The following is a 14480-nucleotide window of genomic DNA, read 5'->3' as shown; positions in this document are numbered from 1 at the left end:
GTCAAGCGTTCGCCGGCGCAAAGCATGGACTTGTTGTTGTGCGCGGCAGCAACGTGGAACAGCACTGCCCAACAAAAACGGCGCCATCTTGCGATGGCGCCGTTCCGAAAGCCGTATCGGCTGAGATCTTACTTGCGATCCTTCATCTGCACGTAGTCGCGCTTGGTGACGCCGGTGTAGAGCTGGCGCGGACGGCCGATCTTCTGCTGCGGATCCTCGATCATCTCGCTCCACTGGCTGATCCAGCCGACGGTGCGGGCGACCGCGAACAGCACGGTGAACATCGAGACCGGGAAGCCCATCGCCTTCAGCGTGATGCCCGAATAGAAGTCGACGTTCGGGTACAGCTTGCGGTCGATGAAGTACTGGTCGCTGAGCGCGATCTTCTCGAGCTCGAGCGCCACCTTCAGCATCGGATCGTCGCCATGGCCGGTCTCCTTGAGCACGGCGTGACACATCTTCTGCATGATCTTGGCGCGCGGATCGTAGTTCTTGTAGACGCGATGACCGAAGCCCATGAGGCGGACTTCGGAGTTCTTGTCCTTCACCTTGGCGATGAACTCGGGGATCTTGTCCACGGTGCCGATCTCGGCGAGCATCGCGAGCGCGGCTTCGTTGGCGCCGCCATGCGCCGGGCCCCAGAGGCAGGCGATGCCGGCGGCGATGCAGGCGAACGGGTTGGCACCCGAGGAGCCGGCGATACGCACCGTCGAGGTCGAGGCGTTCTGCTCGTGGTCGGCGTGCAGGATGAAGATCTTGTCCAGCGCGTCAGCGAGCACCGGGTTGATCTTGTAGTCCTCGCACGGCACGGCGAAGCACATGTTGAGGAAGTTCTCGGCGAAGGAGAGCGAGTTCTTCGGATACACGAAGGGCTGGCCGACCGTGTACTTGTAGGCCATCGCCGCCAGCGTCGGGATCTTCGCGATCATGCGCATGGAAGCGATCATGCGCTGCTTGGGATCGTTGATGTCGGTCGAGTCGTGGTAGAACGCAGCGAGCGCGCCGACCGAAGCGACCATCACGGCCATCGGATGGGCGTCGCGGCGGAAGCCCTGGAAGAAGCGGGCCATCTGCTCGTGCACCATCGTGTGACGGGTCACGCGGTCGTCGAAATCCTTCTTCTGGGCGGCGGTCGGCAGGTTCCCGTAGAGCAGGAGATAGCAGGTCTCCAGGAAGTCACCGTTCTCGGCGAGCTGCTCGATCGGATAGCCGCGGTATTCCAGCACGCCCGCGTCACCGTCGATATAGGTGATCTTGGACTGGCAGCTCGCGGTCGAGGTGAAGCCGGGATCGTAGGTGAACAGGCCGGACTGGCCGTACAGCTTGCCGATATCGATGACATCAGGTCCGACGCTGCCGCTGTAGATCGGAAGATCGTAATTCTTGTTTCCGACCGTCAGCGTTGCGGTCTTGTTGCTTTGTTTTGCGTCCATCGTAGGTCCCCGATGTGTGGTGAAACGGGCCAGAGCCGGAGGCCCCTGGGAAGTTCATTGGGGGCAGGCCGGAAGTTCCAGAATGTACGGGGGAGATGGGTATATTATTGCTGTGTGCGCTGCAAGATCGCCGCACGCATGATCGACTTACGTCGTAGACTGATCCTTAAGCCGGCCAAGGCTTTCCTGGCGTCCCAGGACGTCCAAAACCTCAAATATACCAGGCGACGTGGTCCGCCCGGTCAGCGCCGCCCGCAAGGGCTGGGCGACCGCGCCGAGCTTGAGACTATTTTCCTCGGCAAACGCGCGCAGCGCAGCTTCCGTGGTGGCGCCGCTCCACGTCTCGACTTTCTCCAGCGCGGAATGAAGCTGGCCGATCAGCTTGCGGTTCTCTTCCGTCAGCAGTGCTTGCGCCTTGGCGTCGAGCTGCAGCGGCCGGTCCGCGAAGATAAAATAGGCGCCGTCGATCAGCTCGAGCAGCGTCTTGGCGCGCTCTTTCAGCGCCGGCATGGCTTTGACGAGCTGTGCCCGGGTGGTGTCGTTTAACTTGGCCTTAATCTCGTCGCGGGCGGGCACGACATGGTCGAGCACGTCCTCGAACATCTTCACGAGCGATTGATCGTCGGCGTGGCGGATGTAGTGGCCGTTGAGGTTTTCCAGCTTGGCGAAATCGAAGCGGGCGGCGGCGCGGCCGACGCTGGCGAGGTCGAAGGCTGCGATCATCTCCTCGGTCGAGAAGATCTCCTGGTCGCCATGGCTCCAGCCGAGCCGGACGAGGTAGTTACGGAGCGCGGCGGGGAGGGATCCCATGGCGCGGTAGGCATCGACGCCGAGCGCGCCGTGGCGCTTCGACAGCTTGGAGCCGTCCGGGCCGTGGATCAGCGGGATGTGGGACATGCTCGGCAGGGTCCAGCCCATCGCATCGTAGATCTGCTTCTGGCGGGCCGCGTTGATCAGATGGTCGTCACCGCGGATGACATGGGTGACGCCCATATCGTGGTCGTCGACCACCACAGCGAGCATGTAGGTCGGGTTGCCATCGCCGCGCAGCAGCACGAGGTCGTCGAGGTTCTCGTTCTGCCAGACCACGCGGCCCTGCACCTGGTCCTCGATCACGGTTTCGCCGGTCTGCGGTGCGCGCAGGCGGATGGTGGGCTTGACGTCGCCCGGCGCCGTTGCCGGATCGCGGTCGCGCCACATGCCGTCATAGAGGCGGGTACGCCCTTCGGCGCGCGCCTTCTCGCGCATCGCGGTGAGCTCCTCGGCGGTGGCGTAGCAGCGATAGGCCTTGCCGTCGGCGAGCAGTTGCTCGGCGACCTCGCGGTGGCGCGCGGCGCGGCTGAACTGGTAGATGACGTCGCCATCCCAGCCGAGCTCCAGCCATTTCAGCCCGTCGAGGATGGCGCCGATCGCAGCCTCGGTGGAGCGCTCCCGGTCGGTGTCCTCGATCCGGAGCAGCATCTTGCCGCCATGCTTCTTCGCATAGAGCCAGTTGAACAGCGCCGTGCGGGCGCCTCCGATATGGAGGAAGCCGGTCGGCGAGGGGGCGAAGCGGGTGACGACGGGGGAGGTCATTCTTGGCAGGGCCTATGCATTGGAAGCGGTGGTATATAACAGGACCGGAGCATAACTAAAGCCCGGCAGCGGTCCCTCAAGCACGTGCTTAAGCCCTTGGCTCAGCCACGCGAATTTGGCACACAGCTACTTGAGAACGCTCCAAAACTTCGAGCGTTGGTCGACGGCGGAACTAGGACCTAAATATGGAAGAAGCGGCAAACGTGGTCGGCACACGAGATATCAGTAGGGTCGTCTCTGACTATACGATTGGCTTCGTGAGGCTTGATAACAATCTAGATGTCAGAGCGCTAGGCTCTGGATCGCTTGTTACAATTGGCCCGATACATGGTGTTCTTACCGCAGCACACGTAGCGGATGCGCTTCCCGAAGGCGGTAATTTCAAGATATTCATTGCGAACGAAAGCCAGGCAGATTTTAGAAAGCGCCTGATAGAGATCGAGCACGCTGATCTCGTAAAGATTCGCGGCAAGTCGTATGGACCTCTTGGTCCGGACTTGGCATTTATTCGCCTTTCCGAGAATAGTGTGGCGAAACTATCTGCTACAAACTCATTCTTTAATTTGCTCAAGCGTCAGAATGACGTTTTGGCTGAGAAAATTCCGACCGAAAGATACGTGGATGCGTTGGTCGGAATCGTAGATGAATTCACCAAGGATTTTTCGACTCCAGCGAAGCCACTCCAGAAGGAGTTTGGTGGGATCTTCTACGGCGGTGAAGCAGATTTCATTGCGAAAAGCGATCGAGGGTTCGATTTAATCGAATTCAAGGTTGCTAAGGATGCCGATGTGCCGCGTCCGTCTAGCTTCGGGGGCGTCAGCGGAGGAGGTCTTTGGCGTTTCTATTTTGATGAGAAGAATAGTGTAGTCGAACGAAGGCTCATCGGAGTTCCATTCTTTGAGAAGCTAGTGGGCGCCAGTCAGGTCGTTGTGTGCGATGGGCCAAACAGCATTTACAAAGCCCTAATTGATTCGGTTCTGGCAAAGTGGCCCGAGAAGCGGCCCGACAAGGACGATGAGGTTGGGCGCGATTTCATTCGTGACATCATTCAGGCCGACCTCGACCAGGGCAAATACAGGGAGATCGTGACCCGGTTCCCGCCGGAGCCGAACGGCTACCTGCATATCGGCCATGCCAAGTCGATCGCGCTCAATTTCGGCATCGCCCAGGAGTTTCCGGGCCGCTGCCATCTGCGCTTCGACGACACCAATCCGGTCAAGGAAGAGCAGGAATACATCGATTCCATCCAGGCCGACGTGCGCTGGCTCGGCTTCGACTGGGGCAAGAACCTGTTCTTCGCCTCGGACTATTTCGACCGCCTGTATGAATGGGCCGAGAAGCTGATCGGCGACGGGCTCGCCTATGTCGACGACCAGACCCAGGAGGAGATCCGCCTCTCGCGCGGCACCTTGACCGAGCCCGGCAAGAACTCGCCGTTCCGCGACCGCAGCGTGGCCGAAAACCTCGACCTGTTCCGGCGCATGAAATCAGGCGAATTCCCGAACGGCGCGCGCGTGCTGCGCGCCAAGATCGACATGGCGGCCGGCAACATCAATTTGCGCGACCCCGTGCTGTACCGCATCCTGCATGCGCACCATCCGCGCACCGGCACCAAGTGGCACATCTATCCGAGCTACGATTACGCCCACGGCCAGTCGGACGCGATCGAAGGCATCACGCATTCGATCTGCACGCTGGAGTTCGAGGACCACCGGCCGCTCTACGACTGGTTCATCGAGAAGCTGCCGGTGCCGTCGCAGCCGCATCAGTATGAATTCGCGCGGCTGAACCTCACCTACACGCTGCTGTCCAAGCGCGTGCTGACCCAGCTCGTCCGCGACGGCCATGTCGCCGGCTGGGACGATCCGCGCATGCCGACCATGGCGGGTATGCGCCGCCGCGGCGTACCGCCGGCGGCTTTGCGCGAATTCGTCAAGCGCATCGGCGTCGCGAAAGCCAACAGCGTGGTCGATGTCGGCATGCTGGAGTTCTGCATCCGCGAGGAGCTGAACCGCACCTCGCAGAGGCGCATGGGTGTGCTGCGGCCGCTCAAGGTCGTGATCGAGAACTATCCGGAAGGACAGACCGAGGAGCTCGAGGCGATCAACCACCCGGATGATCCCTCCGCGGGCACGCGCAAGATCACGTTCGGCCGCGAGCTCTATATCGAGCAGGACGACTTCATGGAGAACCCTCCGAAGAAGTTCTTCCGCCTGTCGCCGGGCAACGAGGTGCGGCTGCGCTACGCCTATTTCGTCAAGTGCACCGGCGTGATCAAGAACGACAAGGGCGAGGTCGTGGAGCTGCGCTGCACCTACGATCCCGCGACCAAGGGCGGCAACGCGCCCGACGGCCGCAAGGTCAAGGCGACGATGCACTGGCTGCCGGCGGCGACGTCGGTGCCCGCGGAGATCCGCATCTACAACCAGCTGTTCTCCAATCCGAGCCCGGACGCGTCGAACTTCGCGGCCGATCTCAATCCGAATTCGCTGGAGGTCCTGCCCGACGCGCGGATCGAGGCATCGGTGGCCGAGAGCAATGCGACCGAGCCGATGCAGTTCGAGCGCCAGGGCTATTTCGTCCGCGACAAGGACTCGACGCCCGGCAAGCCGGTGTTCTCACGCACCATTGGCCTGCGCGACACCTTCGCGAAGGAAGTCGCAAAGGGGTGATGCGCACATGAGCAACGAAGCCGACGCCATCGTTTCCGCCATCATCGCGAAATGGTGCGCCGGCTTCGCGACGCTCGACGCGGCTGCGCTGTCCGCGCTCTATTCGAAGAATGCGTTCTTCTTCGGCTCCAATCCGAAACTGTATCGGGGCAGGGACGGCGTTGCCGACTATTTCAACGGCCTGCCGCGCTGGCGCAAGCCGAGCGCGACCTTCTCCGAGGTAAATGCTGCACAGGCCGGCCCTGATCTGATCAACATGGCTGCGACCATCTCGTTCGACCTCGCCGGCGAGCGGGACGATCTCGTCGTCAAGATGAGCTGGGTCCTCATCCGCGAGGACGGCGACTGGAAGATCGTCAATCACCACGCTTCGGCGCAGGCATCGCTGATTTAGCCGTCGCGCTACTCCATCCGCTTCGTCATTCCGGGGCGCGCCACTTGGCGCGAGCCCGGAATCCATACTCACGATGGTGGTTATGGATTCCGGGCCTGGCCCTGCGGGCCATCCCGGAAATGACGAAGCAACGAACGCGCTCCCGACGCGTTGACGTGGATTCCAATCAAGGATCCCACCATGCAGAACATCGCAGAGCATATGGAAGTCATCGGCGCCGACGGCGTCCATGTCGGAACCGTCGACAAGGTCGAAGGCAATCGCATCAAGCTGACCAAGAAGGACAGCGGCGAGGGCAGCCACAAGGGCCATCATCACTTCATCGACAAGGGACTCGTCGCCGGTGTCGAGGGGAACAAGGTGCGGCTGTCCGCCAAGGCGGATGTGGCCGTGACCATGGAAGAGGAAAAGTAGGGGCGCCTGTTCGCGTTCCCGATCTGTACCGCTATTCGCATGGTCGCACGTTCCGGTAGCCTCGGCGCTCGTCACGTCGCGTAGGGTGCAGGGATATGGCGGAGCCGGGCCGGCCGGTACGGTCCCAGGGAGTTGCCGGGACGTGGCCGGTCGGCCGTGCTGCGCCCGCCGGCGGCTTCGTCCCGTCGAGCTTCGGCATCTGGCCCGCGATCGTCGAAACGTTACGCGCATGGGTCCGCGCCGAAGCCGGCCCAGGGCGTCTGCTGCCGTGGGTGCCGGTGGCCTTCGGCGGCGGCATCGCGCTTTATTTTGCCGCCGACCATGAGCCGGTGCTGTGGGTTGTCGCGGCGACGGCCGTTGCACTCCTGCTCGGCGCGATCCTGTTGCGGCGGAGCCGGCTGTTTGCGCCAGCGCTCATGATCGCGGCGGTCGCGGCGGGCTTTGCCGTGGCGACCTGGAAGACGGCGCGGATCGCGCACACGGTGCTCGCAAAACCGCTCTATTCGGTGTCGCTGTCGGGCTTCGTCGAAACGCGCGACATTCGCGAGCGTACTGATCGTTTCGTGCTGCGCGTCACCGCCATGGAAGCCCAGCGCACCGACGTCAAGCTCGAACGCGTCCGCCTCTCCGTGCGCAAGGGCACTGCGCCCGAAGTCGGCAGCTTCGTGCAATTGAAGGCGCGGCTGATGCCGCCGCTCTCGCCGGTGCGCCCGGGCAGTTATGACTTCTCGCGCGACATGTTTTTCCAGGGCATCGGCGCCTCCGGCTTCGTGATGGGTGCGATCACGGCGTCGGTGCCGCCGGACGCCGGCGGCCTGCGGCTGCGCTACGCGGCGTTCATGCAGGTCCTGCGCGATGCGATCGACGCGCGCATTCGCGCAACGCTGGAAGGCGACAACCGCGCGATTGCAACGGCGCTGCTCACCGGGCGGCGCGATGCGATCTCCGCGCCCGTCAACGATGCCATGTTCATCTCGGGGCTCGGACACGTGCTCTCGATCTCCGGCTATCACATGGCGGTGGTCGCGGGTGTCGTGTTCTTCGCGGTGCGGGCGCTGCTGGCGCTGATTCCGGGCCTTGCCGTCGGCTTCGCCATCAAGAAATGGTCGGCGGCCGCCGCATTGGTTGCGGCCGCGTTCTATTTGTTGCTCTCGGGCGCGGAGGTGGCAACGCAGCGATCGTTCTTCATGACCGCGGTGGTGCTGATCGCGGTGATGGTCGATCGCCGCGCCATCACCTTCCGCACGCTGGCCGTGGCGGCGCTGATCGTGCTTGCGGTGGCGCCGGAGGCGCTGGTGCATCCGAGCTTCCAGATGTCGTTCGCGGCAACGCTGGGTCTCGTCGCGCTGGTGCAGATCGGCATGCCGAACCTGTTTGCCTCGCCCGATCATTCCGCGACGGCGCGCATCGCGCTGTGGGGAGGCCGTGAGATCGCCATGCTGTTTCTGGCCTCGCTGATCGCGGGGCTCGCGACCACGCCCTACGCCGCCTTCCACTTCCATCGCGTCACGCCCTACGGCGTGCTCGCCAATCTCGGTGCGATGCCGGTGGTCTCGGCGCTGGTGATGCCGGCCGGGCTGCTCGGTCTGCTGGCCGCGCCCTTCGGGCTCGACGGCGTGTTCTGGTGGCTGATGGGGATCGGTATCGACTGGATGGTCGCGGTGTCGCGCTGGGTGGCGGCGCTGCCGGGCGCGGTCGGCCGCATCCCGGCGCTCGGCATCGCGCCGCTGATCGCGGCGAGCCTCGGCATCATCCTGATGGGCCTGTTGCGCACGCCCTTGCGCTGGTGCGGTGCCGTGGTGCTGCTGGCCTCCATCGCAGGGGGATTGTCGGTGCGGCAGCCCGACATCCTGATTGCCGGAGATGGCGCGAGTGTCGCCGTGCGCGGCGGGGACGGGCGCCTGCACCTGATCAGGACGGGCAAGGACAATTTTGTGCTGAAGGAGTGGCTCGCGGCCGACGCCGATCCGCGCGATGCCGCGAATGCCTCGCTCGCCGACGGCGTATCGTGTGATGAGTCCGGCTGTGTCACGCCGCTCGCCGATGGACGGCTGGTGGCGCTGGCCTCGCGCATCGACGCGTTGGCGGACGACTGCAGCCGTGCCGCGCTGGTGGTGACGTCGCGGCCCGCGCCGCCCGATTGTGCGGCGATGGTGGTGGATAGGCCGCGGCTGGTTCGTCAGGGCGCGTTGGCTCTGACGCGGCGCGGCGACGGCTTTTCGGTCGAGGCGGTGAGGGCGAGAGGCACGAACCGGCCCTGGTCGCCGGCGGCGGCCGGCGAGGGAGATTTCGAAACAGCCCTCATGCCGAGGGCGGCAGCTCCGCGCAGCAAGGATGCGACCCCGTCGGATGCCGATCTTCAGGCGGATGACTGAAGTCTCTGTCAGCCGATCGGCAGCGGCGTGATCGGCGACGCACTGACCGCAGTGATCTCAGGCTTGTGCTCGCGTTCGCCGAGCGGCTGGGTCACCGGCAGCTGCAGCACGGTTGCGCGCTGGCCTTCGACGAGCTGCGTCACCAGCACGTACTTGCCGTCAGGGAATTCGATCGCGTCATGATGGCGATCGGGAATGTGCGGATCGATCTTGCCGAACTTGCCGACGCGGGAATTGACCGTGCGCGTCCAGATCCAGCGGTTGTCGTAACGAACGTTGTCGGCGAAGGCGAGCTCCGTTCCCGGCAGCAGGCAGACCGCAACGGACAGGTCGGCTTCGGAGGCGAAGCCGCGCGTCGAGGTGCCGCGGAACGTTGTCGTGACGATCGTCTCGCCGACTTCCGCGGGACGCGTCGCGACGGCATGCAGGCTGTAGTCACACATCGGGTTGCTCCTCATGCGAAGATGACGACCCGCGCCTCTCTTGGAGGCACAGGCCTCGGAGTGGAAGCACGCAACGCTCTGCTTGGTTGTGGGCAAATCTACGGCTGTAATCCGCGCGCTGCGATCACATTATCTTTCCCGACTCGCATAGGAACAATCCCGGTTTCCGTGCATTCGGCAGGCATGCCTCGCGAAGGTGTCCTGATATCGCCAGCGCGATTGCGGGCTGCGATAGCGATGCGCATTTGCCCGCTCGCTGCCACCTCACGGCGAACGGTTCGACCAGCGAACGGCTTGCGACGCCGATGCTGCGATCAGCGCCGGCGCGCTACCTTCAAGACGCGATCTGGCGCATAGCGGTCGCCTCGATCCGGAGCGGCCGCAACGCGACATCGCTTCGCGCGGCCTGCCGCGGAGGTCGCCGTAGAAGAGGGGCCGGATAGTCTGTGCAAAACCAGAAGGACCATCCAGCCGGAGCGGACACATCATCCGCTCCAATCTCTGATCGGCATTGCCGACCGAAGGCGCGTAACCGGCGCCAAGGACTTCCGTTTCGAGTTCTTTCGGACTCAGTACTTGCGGTAAAGACCGATCAGCTTGCCCTGAATCTTCACGCGGTTCGGCGGCAGGATGCGCACCTCGTAAGCTGCGTTGGCGGGCTCGAGCGCGATCGAGGCGCCGCGGCGGCGGAAGCGCTTGAGCGTGGCTTCCTCATCGTCGATCAGCGCCACCACGATGTCGCCGGTATCGGCGCTCTCGTTGCGCTGGATCAGCGCCATGTCGCCGTCGAGGATACCGGCCTCGACCATGGAATCACCGCGCACTTCAAGCGCGTAGTGCTCGCCGGAGCCGAGCATGTCGGGCGGCACGCTGATGGTGTGGCTGCGGGTCTGCAACGCCTCGATCGGGGTGCCGGCCGCGATGCGGCCCATCACGGGCACCGCCACGGGCCGTTCGCCCTCGTCCGCGGGCAGGCTGGAGCTCGCGCGGACCTTGCCGAGATTGCCCTCGATGACGCTCGGCGTGAAGCCGCGCCGGTTGCTGGCGGCAGCCTGCAGCTCCGGCAGCTTGATCACTTCGATGGCGCGGGCGCGGTTGGGCAGGCGGCGGATGAAGCCGCGCTCTTCGAGTGCGGTGATCAGGCGGTGGATGCCTGACTTCGAGCGCAGGTCGAGCGCATCCTTCATCTCGTCGAAAGAGGGCGGCACGCCGCTTTCCTTCAGACGTTCGCTGATGAACCGCAGAAGCTCGTATTGTTTGCGCGTTAACATCTCGACCAAAGTCCCCCGGTTGATGTCGTTCGATTCCGAGACGATGAATTCAGCGATAAGCCGCTACATCCTCGAAACAAATCATGAACGGACACTATATGTTCGATACATGTTCCGCAACTGCTTAATTTACCGTGAACGAAGCGAAACTCGCGGAATGCGTGTGTCACGCAGTTCAGGCGGGGAGCCGCAGCACCTCGCAGGGGCTGCCGGCTTCGGCCTTCGGCGCAAACGGTGGGCGCACGAGAAGTACCTGTGCTGCAGCAAGATTCGCAAGCAGAGAGGAGTCCTGGTGGTTGACCGGAATGGCGATCTGCGTGCCGTCCTCGCGCAGCTCCAGGCGCGCGCGCAGATAATCCTCGCGCTGGTCGTTGGCGCCGAGATCTTTGCCGAGCACGGCGCGCTCGCGACGATGATGGATCACTGAACGCCCCGATAGCGCGCGAATCAGCGGCACCATGAACAGGAAGGCGCACACATAGGACGACACCGGATTGCCGGGCAGGCCGATCACGCGCATGGCGCCGAGCCGTCCGTGCATCATCGGCTTGCCGGGCCGAATCGCGATCTTCCAGAACGACATCGCGATGCCTTCGTCCCGAAGCGCCTGCTGAACCAGATCGTGATCGCCGACCGACGCGCCGCCGGTGGTGATCAGGATGTCGGTACCGCTCTCGCGGGCGCGCCGGATGCCGGCGGAGGTGGCTGCCAGCGTATCGGCGGCGACGCCGAGGTCGATGGTCTCGGCGCCCTCGCTGCTGGCGAGCGCATGCAGGGCATAGCCGTTCGAATAGACGATCTGGCCGTGCCCGGGCGTTGTGCCTGGCCTCACCAGCTCGTCGCCGGTGCCGAGGATCGCGACCTTCGGACGGCGGCCGACGGCAAGGAGCGGGTGATTCATCGCCGCGGCCAGCGCAAGATCGCGCTCTGTCAGGCGGGTTCCCTTGCGCAGGAGGACGTCTCCCTCGCGGAAATCGACGCCGGCCGGGCGGATGTGCCGTCCGGTGATCGCGGCCTCCTTGATCGTGACGCTGTTGCCTTCCGCAACGGTGTCCTCCTGGATCACGACCGCGTCCGCCCCGTCGGGGACGACGCCGCCGGTGAAGATCCGCACGGCTTCGCCGGCGCAGACCGATCCCGCGAACGGACGTCCCGCTGCGACCTCGCCGATCACCGTCAGCCTGGAATCGATCTTCGCGGCATCGGCCGCGCGTAACGCATAGCCGTCCATCGCCGACATGGCTTGCGGGGGCTGCGTGCGCCGCGCCGCGACGTCCTGGGCGAGCACGCGGTGATAGGCTTCGTCGAGCGAAACCATCTGCTCGGGCAGCGGCTCGGCACCCGCCAGCACCGCAGCAAGGGCGTCGGAAACGGGCATCAAGGCCACGGCAAAACTCCTGCTGAGCACGTCGGTGATGGGCGGCGAGAGTTCTAGCCGAGTGCAGGCGCAAGGCAAAGCAGCACGCAGGATGATTTATCCTGCGTGATCTCCGTGGAGGAGGAGCTCAACTCCGCCGGGGCATGATCCAAAAGGCGAGACGGATCGGGAGGAGGGCGGCCATGGCCAGGACGAGAATGCCGAGCGCCATGGTCGGCATGGGTCAACCTTCCGACGGTCCATCCGGTCCGACGTTCAGCGCGACGTCGGGCGCCTTGGGATCCTTGTCGGGGAGCGGATCGGCCTGCGACTTCAGGTCGGCGGCCTTGCTGATCAGCTTGGCGGAAAGGTCAGAATCCGAGGTGGTTCTTGCGAATTCAAGCAGGAGAGAGGCTTGCTTGGTGAGATAGGTTTTGCCCAGCACGTCATTCAGTCCGGTGTAGAAGTCCCAACAGACTCATGAGTCCGAAGGGTGGCATTCCGTTCCCGGAACTTTGTACAAAAATGCACAAAGGGTTTGGGTTCCACCGTTCCGCAAATTTTGTTCGGGGATCGCTCGCGGCTATCGCTGGGCAGGGCAGACTAACCACAGATGCCCAATGCCTTCAAGGTATTCCCCACATCGCGCGGCGTCGTCACGTGCACTGCCATCAATCCACGCGCCCGCGCTCCCTCGATGTTCTCGGCGAGATCGTCGAAGAACACGATGCGCTCCGCAGGCACGCCGATCTCGGCCACGACATGGTCGAAAGCCTCCGCGTCCGGCTTGCGCAGGCCGATGCTGGACGACAGGTACAGCTTTCGGAAATGACCGAGCAGATCGGCATATTCCCGAGAGAAATAGTCGACATGCGGCCGGTTGGTGTTGGAGAAGGCGTAAAGCGGCATCTGCCTTGCCGCACGCGGCAACAGTTCGGCGATGTCAGGCATCTCGCCGGCGAAGATCGCGTTCCAGCCCTCCAGGAACTGCGCGTCCGAAATGCCGATCCCGAGCGAGCTGCGGAGCGAGGCGAAATATTCCTCGTCGCTGAGCTTGCCGACCTCGTGCAGCCGGTAGGCCTCGTCGCGCACATAGCGCGCGACGATCGACTGAGGCTCGCAACCGGCATGTCCCGCCCAGCAGGCGATCGCCTTGGAGAAATCGATATCGAGCACCACGCGCCCGAGATCGAACAGAAGCGCATCCGCGCTGCCGGGGGAGAGCGATGTCACCTGCGTCCTTTCACTTCAGATCTGCCAATCAGTACCGGTAAGGATCGTGGTCGAACAGCGGGAACGCGCTGAACACGCTCGGCGCGTTGGTTGCGGTCGCCGGGTGCAGGCAGGTCTTGTCGACTTCGGCAAACGACGTGGCACCGAGCAGGCCGAGGCAGCGCAGCACCTCGTCCTCCAGCAGCTCCAGCATCCGCGTGATGCCGGCTTCGCCGGCCGCCGCCAGCGCCCAGCATTGCAGCCGGCCGATGCCGACGAGGTCCGCACCTGCCGCGATCGCCTTGACGATGTCGGTGCCGCGACAGATGCCGCCGTCGACCATGATCTTGGCGCGGCCCTTCACGGCATCGACGATCTCCGGCAGCACGTGCATCGCACCGCGGCTATGGTCGAGCTGGCGGCCGCCATGGTTGGAGACATAGATCCACTCGACACCGTGATCGACCGCGATCAGGGCGTCCTCGGCTGTGGCGATGCCCTTGAGGATCAGTGGGATCTTGAACTTGTCCTTGATCATCTTCACGGTCCGCCACTCCAGGCCCTTCTGGTAGTCGCCGCCGGTGGCGCGCAGGCGGCTTTCGCGAACGTAGCGCTTGGCGATGTCACGTTCGCGACGGCTGTAATGGGCGGTGTCGACGGTCAGGCAGAAGCCGGCATAGCCGTTCTTCTCGGAGCGGCTGACGACATCCGCAACGAAGGCGTCGTCGCCGCGGACATAGAGCTGATAGAGCCGGAGCGCATCAGGGGCGGCTTCGGCGGTCTTCTCCAGGCCCGGCTCGGACACCGAGCTCAGCATGTGCGCCGCACCGAAAGCGCCGGCCCCCCGCGCCACGCTTGCCGCGCCGTCCGGATCGAAGATCTCGAGCGCGCCGACGGGGGCGATGACCACGGGCAGACGCATGTTGCGGCCGAACTGCTGGACCGAGCCGTCCACCTTGCGGACGTCGCGCAGCACGCGCGGGCGAAAGGCGATCTCGTCCAGCGCCATGCGGTTGCGGCGCATCGTGGTTTCGGTCTCGGCGGCGCCGACGATATAGTCCCAGGCGTTCTGGTTGAGGTTGGCCCGCGCTTTCCGGATGAATTCGTGCAGATTCTGGAACGGCTCGTTGCTGGCGCCGAGTTCGACGTTCCGGTCCGGCCGGATGCGGGGTGCTTCGTTCATTGTTATCCTCCCGAGAATTTGAAGCCTTATGTCATCGCCTAACCCGTCCAGCCCTCCAAAACCATCCTAAAATCGCATAGCTGCGAGGCATGGACCGGCCCACCGATTCCCCTTGCGGGCGGACCAGTCCGGCAACGTTGCCAAAAGTTTA

At 64.0% G+C, this 14480-nt stretch carries 13 protein-coding genes; 4 read left to right on the top strand and 9 right to left on the bottom strand.

Annotated features, from left to right (window positions below; translation table 11 throughout):
• Positions 1 to 128: 128 nt before the first annotated feature.
• The 3 genes from gltA to Q0743_RS07395 form a co-directional block, all read right to left on the bottom strand.
• The gene (gene gltA, locus Q0743_RS07405; RefSeq protein WP_298240912.1) at positions 129 to 1433 is read right to left on the bottom strand and encodes a citrate synthase; all 1305 of its coding nucleotides are present in this window, start codon (positions 1431 to 1433) and stop codon (positions 129 to 131) included.
• Between the two features lie 147 nt (positions 1434 to 1580).
• The gene (gene gltX, locus Q0743_RS07400) at positions 1581 to 3008 is read right to left on the bottom strand and encodes a glutamate--tRNA ligase (protein ID WP_298240911.1); all 1428 of its coding nucleotides are present in this window, start codon (positions 3006 to 3008) and stop codon (positions 1581 to 1583) included.
• 290 nt (positions 3009 to 3298) lie between these two features.
• Positions 3299 to 3454, bottom strand: a complete 156-nt coding sequence (locus Q0743_RS07395) for a hypothetical protein (protein ID WP_298240910.1) — start codon at positions 3452 to 3454, stop codon at positions 3299 to 3301.
• 531 nt (positions 3455 to 3985) lie between these two features.
• Between Q0743_RS07395 and Q0743_RS07390 the strand changes: the two genes are divergently transcribed.
• The 4 genes from Q0743_RS07390 (at position 3986) to Q0743_RS07375 (ending at position 8863) form a co-directional block, all read left to right on the top strand.
• The gene (locus tag Q0743_RS07390; RefSeq protein WP_298240930.1) at positions 3986 to 5680 is read left to right on the top strand and encodes a glutamine--tRNA ligase/YqeY domain fusion protein; all 1695 of its coding nucleotides are present in this window, start codon (positions 3986 to 3988) and stop codon (positions 5678 to 5680) included.
• A gap of 7 nt (positions 5681 to 5687) precedes the next feature.
• Positions 5688 to 6074 carry a nuclear transport factor 2 family protein gene (locus tag Q0743_RS07385; protein WP_298240909.1) on the top strand — a complete coding sequence of 129 codons (387 nt, stop codon included), beginning with the start codon at positions 5688 to 5690 and terminating at the stop codon, positions 6072 to 6074.
• Between the two features lie 180 nt (positions 6075 to 6254).
• Complete coding sequence (locus Q0743_RS07380; protein ID WP_015685840.1) at positions 6255 to 6488, top strand: DUF2171 domain-containing protein; 234 nt, start codon at positions 6255 to 6257, stop codon at positions 6486 to 6488.
• A 95-nt stretch (positions 6489 to 6583) separates the two neighbouring features.
• A complete protein-coding gene (locus Q0743_RS07375; protein WP_298240908.1) occupies positions 6584 to 8863 on the top strand; it encodes a ComEC/Rec2 family competence protein in 2280 nt (759 codons plus the stop codon).
• Positions 8864 to 8871: 8 nt separating this feature from the next.
• Here Q0743_RS07375 and Q0743_RS07370 read toward each other — a convergent pair whose 3' ends face one another.
• The 6 genes from Q0743_RS07370 to Q0743_RS07345 all read right to left on the bottom strand — a co-directional run bounded on the left by Q0743_RS07370 (position 8872) and on the right by Q0743_RS07345 (position 14329).
• Positions 8872 to 9306: a hypothetical protein gene (locus Q0743_RS07370; protein ID WP_298240907.1), complete on the bottom strand. Its 435-nt coding sequence runs from the start codon at positions 9304 to 9306 to the stop codon at positions 8872 to 8874.
• 569 nt (positions 9307 to 9875) lie between these two features.
• On the bottom strand, positions 9876 to 10577 hold the full coding sequence (gene lexA, locus Q0743_RS07365) for a transcriptional repressor LexA (RefSeq protein WP_100181444.1): 702 nt from the start codon (positions 10575 to 10577) through the stop codon (positions 9876 to 9878).
• A gap of 175 nt (positions 10578 to 10752) precedes the next feature.
• Positions 10753 to 11964 carry a gephyrin-like molybdotransferase Glp gene (gene glp / locus Q0743_RS07360; protein WP_298240906.1) on the bottom strand — a complete coding sequence of 404 codons (1212 nt, stop codon included), beginning with the start codon at positions 11962 to 11964 and terminating at the stop codon, positions 10753 to 10755.
• A gap of 214 nt (positions 11965 to 12178) precedes the next feature.
• Entirely contained in the window at positions 12179 to 12379 is a 201-nt protein-coding gene (locus tag Q0743_RS07355) for a hypothetical protein (RefSeq protein ID WP_298240905.1), read from the bottom strand.
• A 158-nt stretch (positions 12380 to 12537) separates the two neighbouring features.
• Entirely contained in the window at positions 12538 to 13167 is a 630-nt protein-coding gene (locus Q0743_RS07350; RefSeq protein WP_298240904.1) for an HAD family phosphatase, read from the bottom strand.
• 28 nt (positions 13168 to 13195) lie between these two features.
• Positions 13196 to 14329 (bottom strand): alpha-hydroxy acid oxidase, encoded by a 1134-nt coding sequence (locus Q0743_RS07345; protein ID WP_298240903.1) that lies wholly within the window; start codon positions 14327 to 14329, stop codon positions 13196 to 13198.
• Between the last annotated feature and the right edge of the window lie 151 nt (positions 14330 to 14480).

It is taken from the genome of uncultured Bradyrhizobium sp., assembly GCF_936943645.1.
GTDB lineage: Bacteria > Pseudomonadota > Alphaproteobacteria > Rhizobiales > Xanthobacteraceae > Bradyrhizobium.
The sequence above is the reverse complement of the archived record's forward strand: the minus strand, read 5'-3'. Positions and strand labels throughout refer to the sequence as shown.

Bases quoted from the DNA above. Each gene is read 5' to 3' on its own strand.
- Q0743_RS07385 (WP_298240909.1), top strand. From the start codon at position 5,688: ATGAGCAACGAAGCCGACGCCATCGTTTCCGCCATCATCGCGAAATGG.
- Q0743_RS07380 (WP_015685840.1), top strand. From the start codon at position 6,255: ATGCAGAACATCGCAGAGCATATGGAAGTCATCGGCGCCGACGGCGTC.
- gltA (WP_298240912.1), bottom strand. From the start codon at position 1,433: ATGGACGCAAAACAAAGCAACAAGACCGCAACGCTGACGGTCGGAAAC.
- gltX (WP_298240911.1), bottom strand. From the start codon at position 3,008: ATGACCTCCCCCGTCGTCACCCGCTTCGCCCCCTCGCCGACCGGCTTC.
- Q0743_RS07375 (WP_298240908.1), top strand. From the start codon at position 6,584: ATGGCGGAGCCGGGCCGGCCGGTACGGTCCCAGGGAGTTGCCGGGACG.
- Q0743_RS07345 (WP_298240903.1), bottom strand. From the start codon at position 14,329: ATGAACGAAGCACCCCGCATCCGGCCGGACCGGAACGTCGAACTCGGC.
- Q0743_RS07370 (WP_298240907.1), bottom strand. From the start codon at position 9,306: ATGTGTGACTACAGCCTGCATGCCGTCGCGACGCGTCCCGCGGAAGTC.
- lexA (WP_100181444.1), bottom strand. From the start codon at position 10,577: ATGTTAACGCGCAAACAATACGAGCTTCTGCGGTTCATCAGCGAACGT.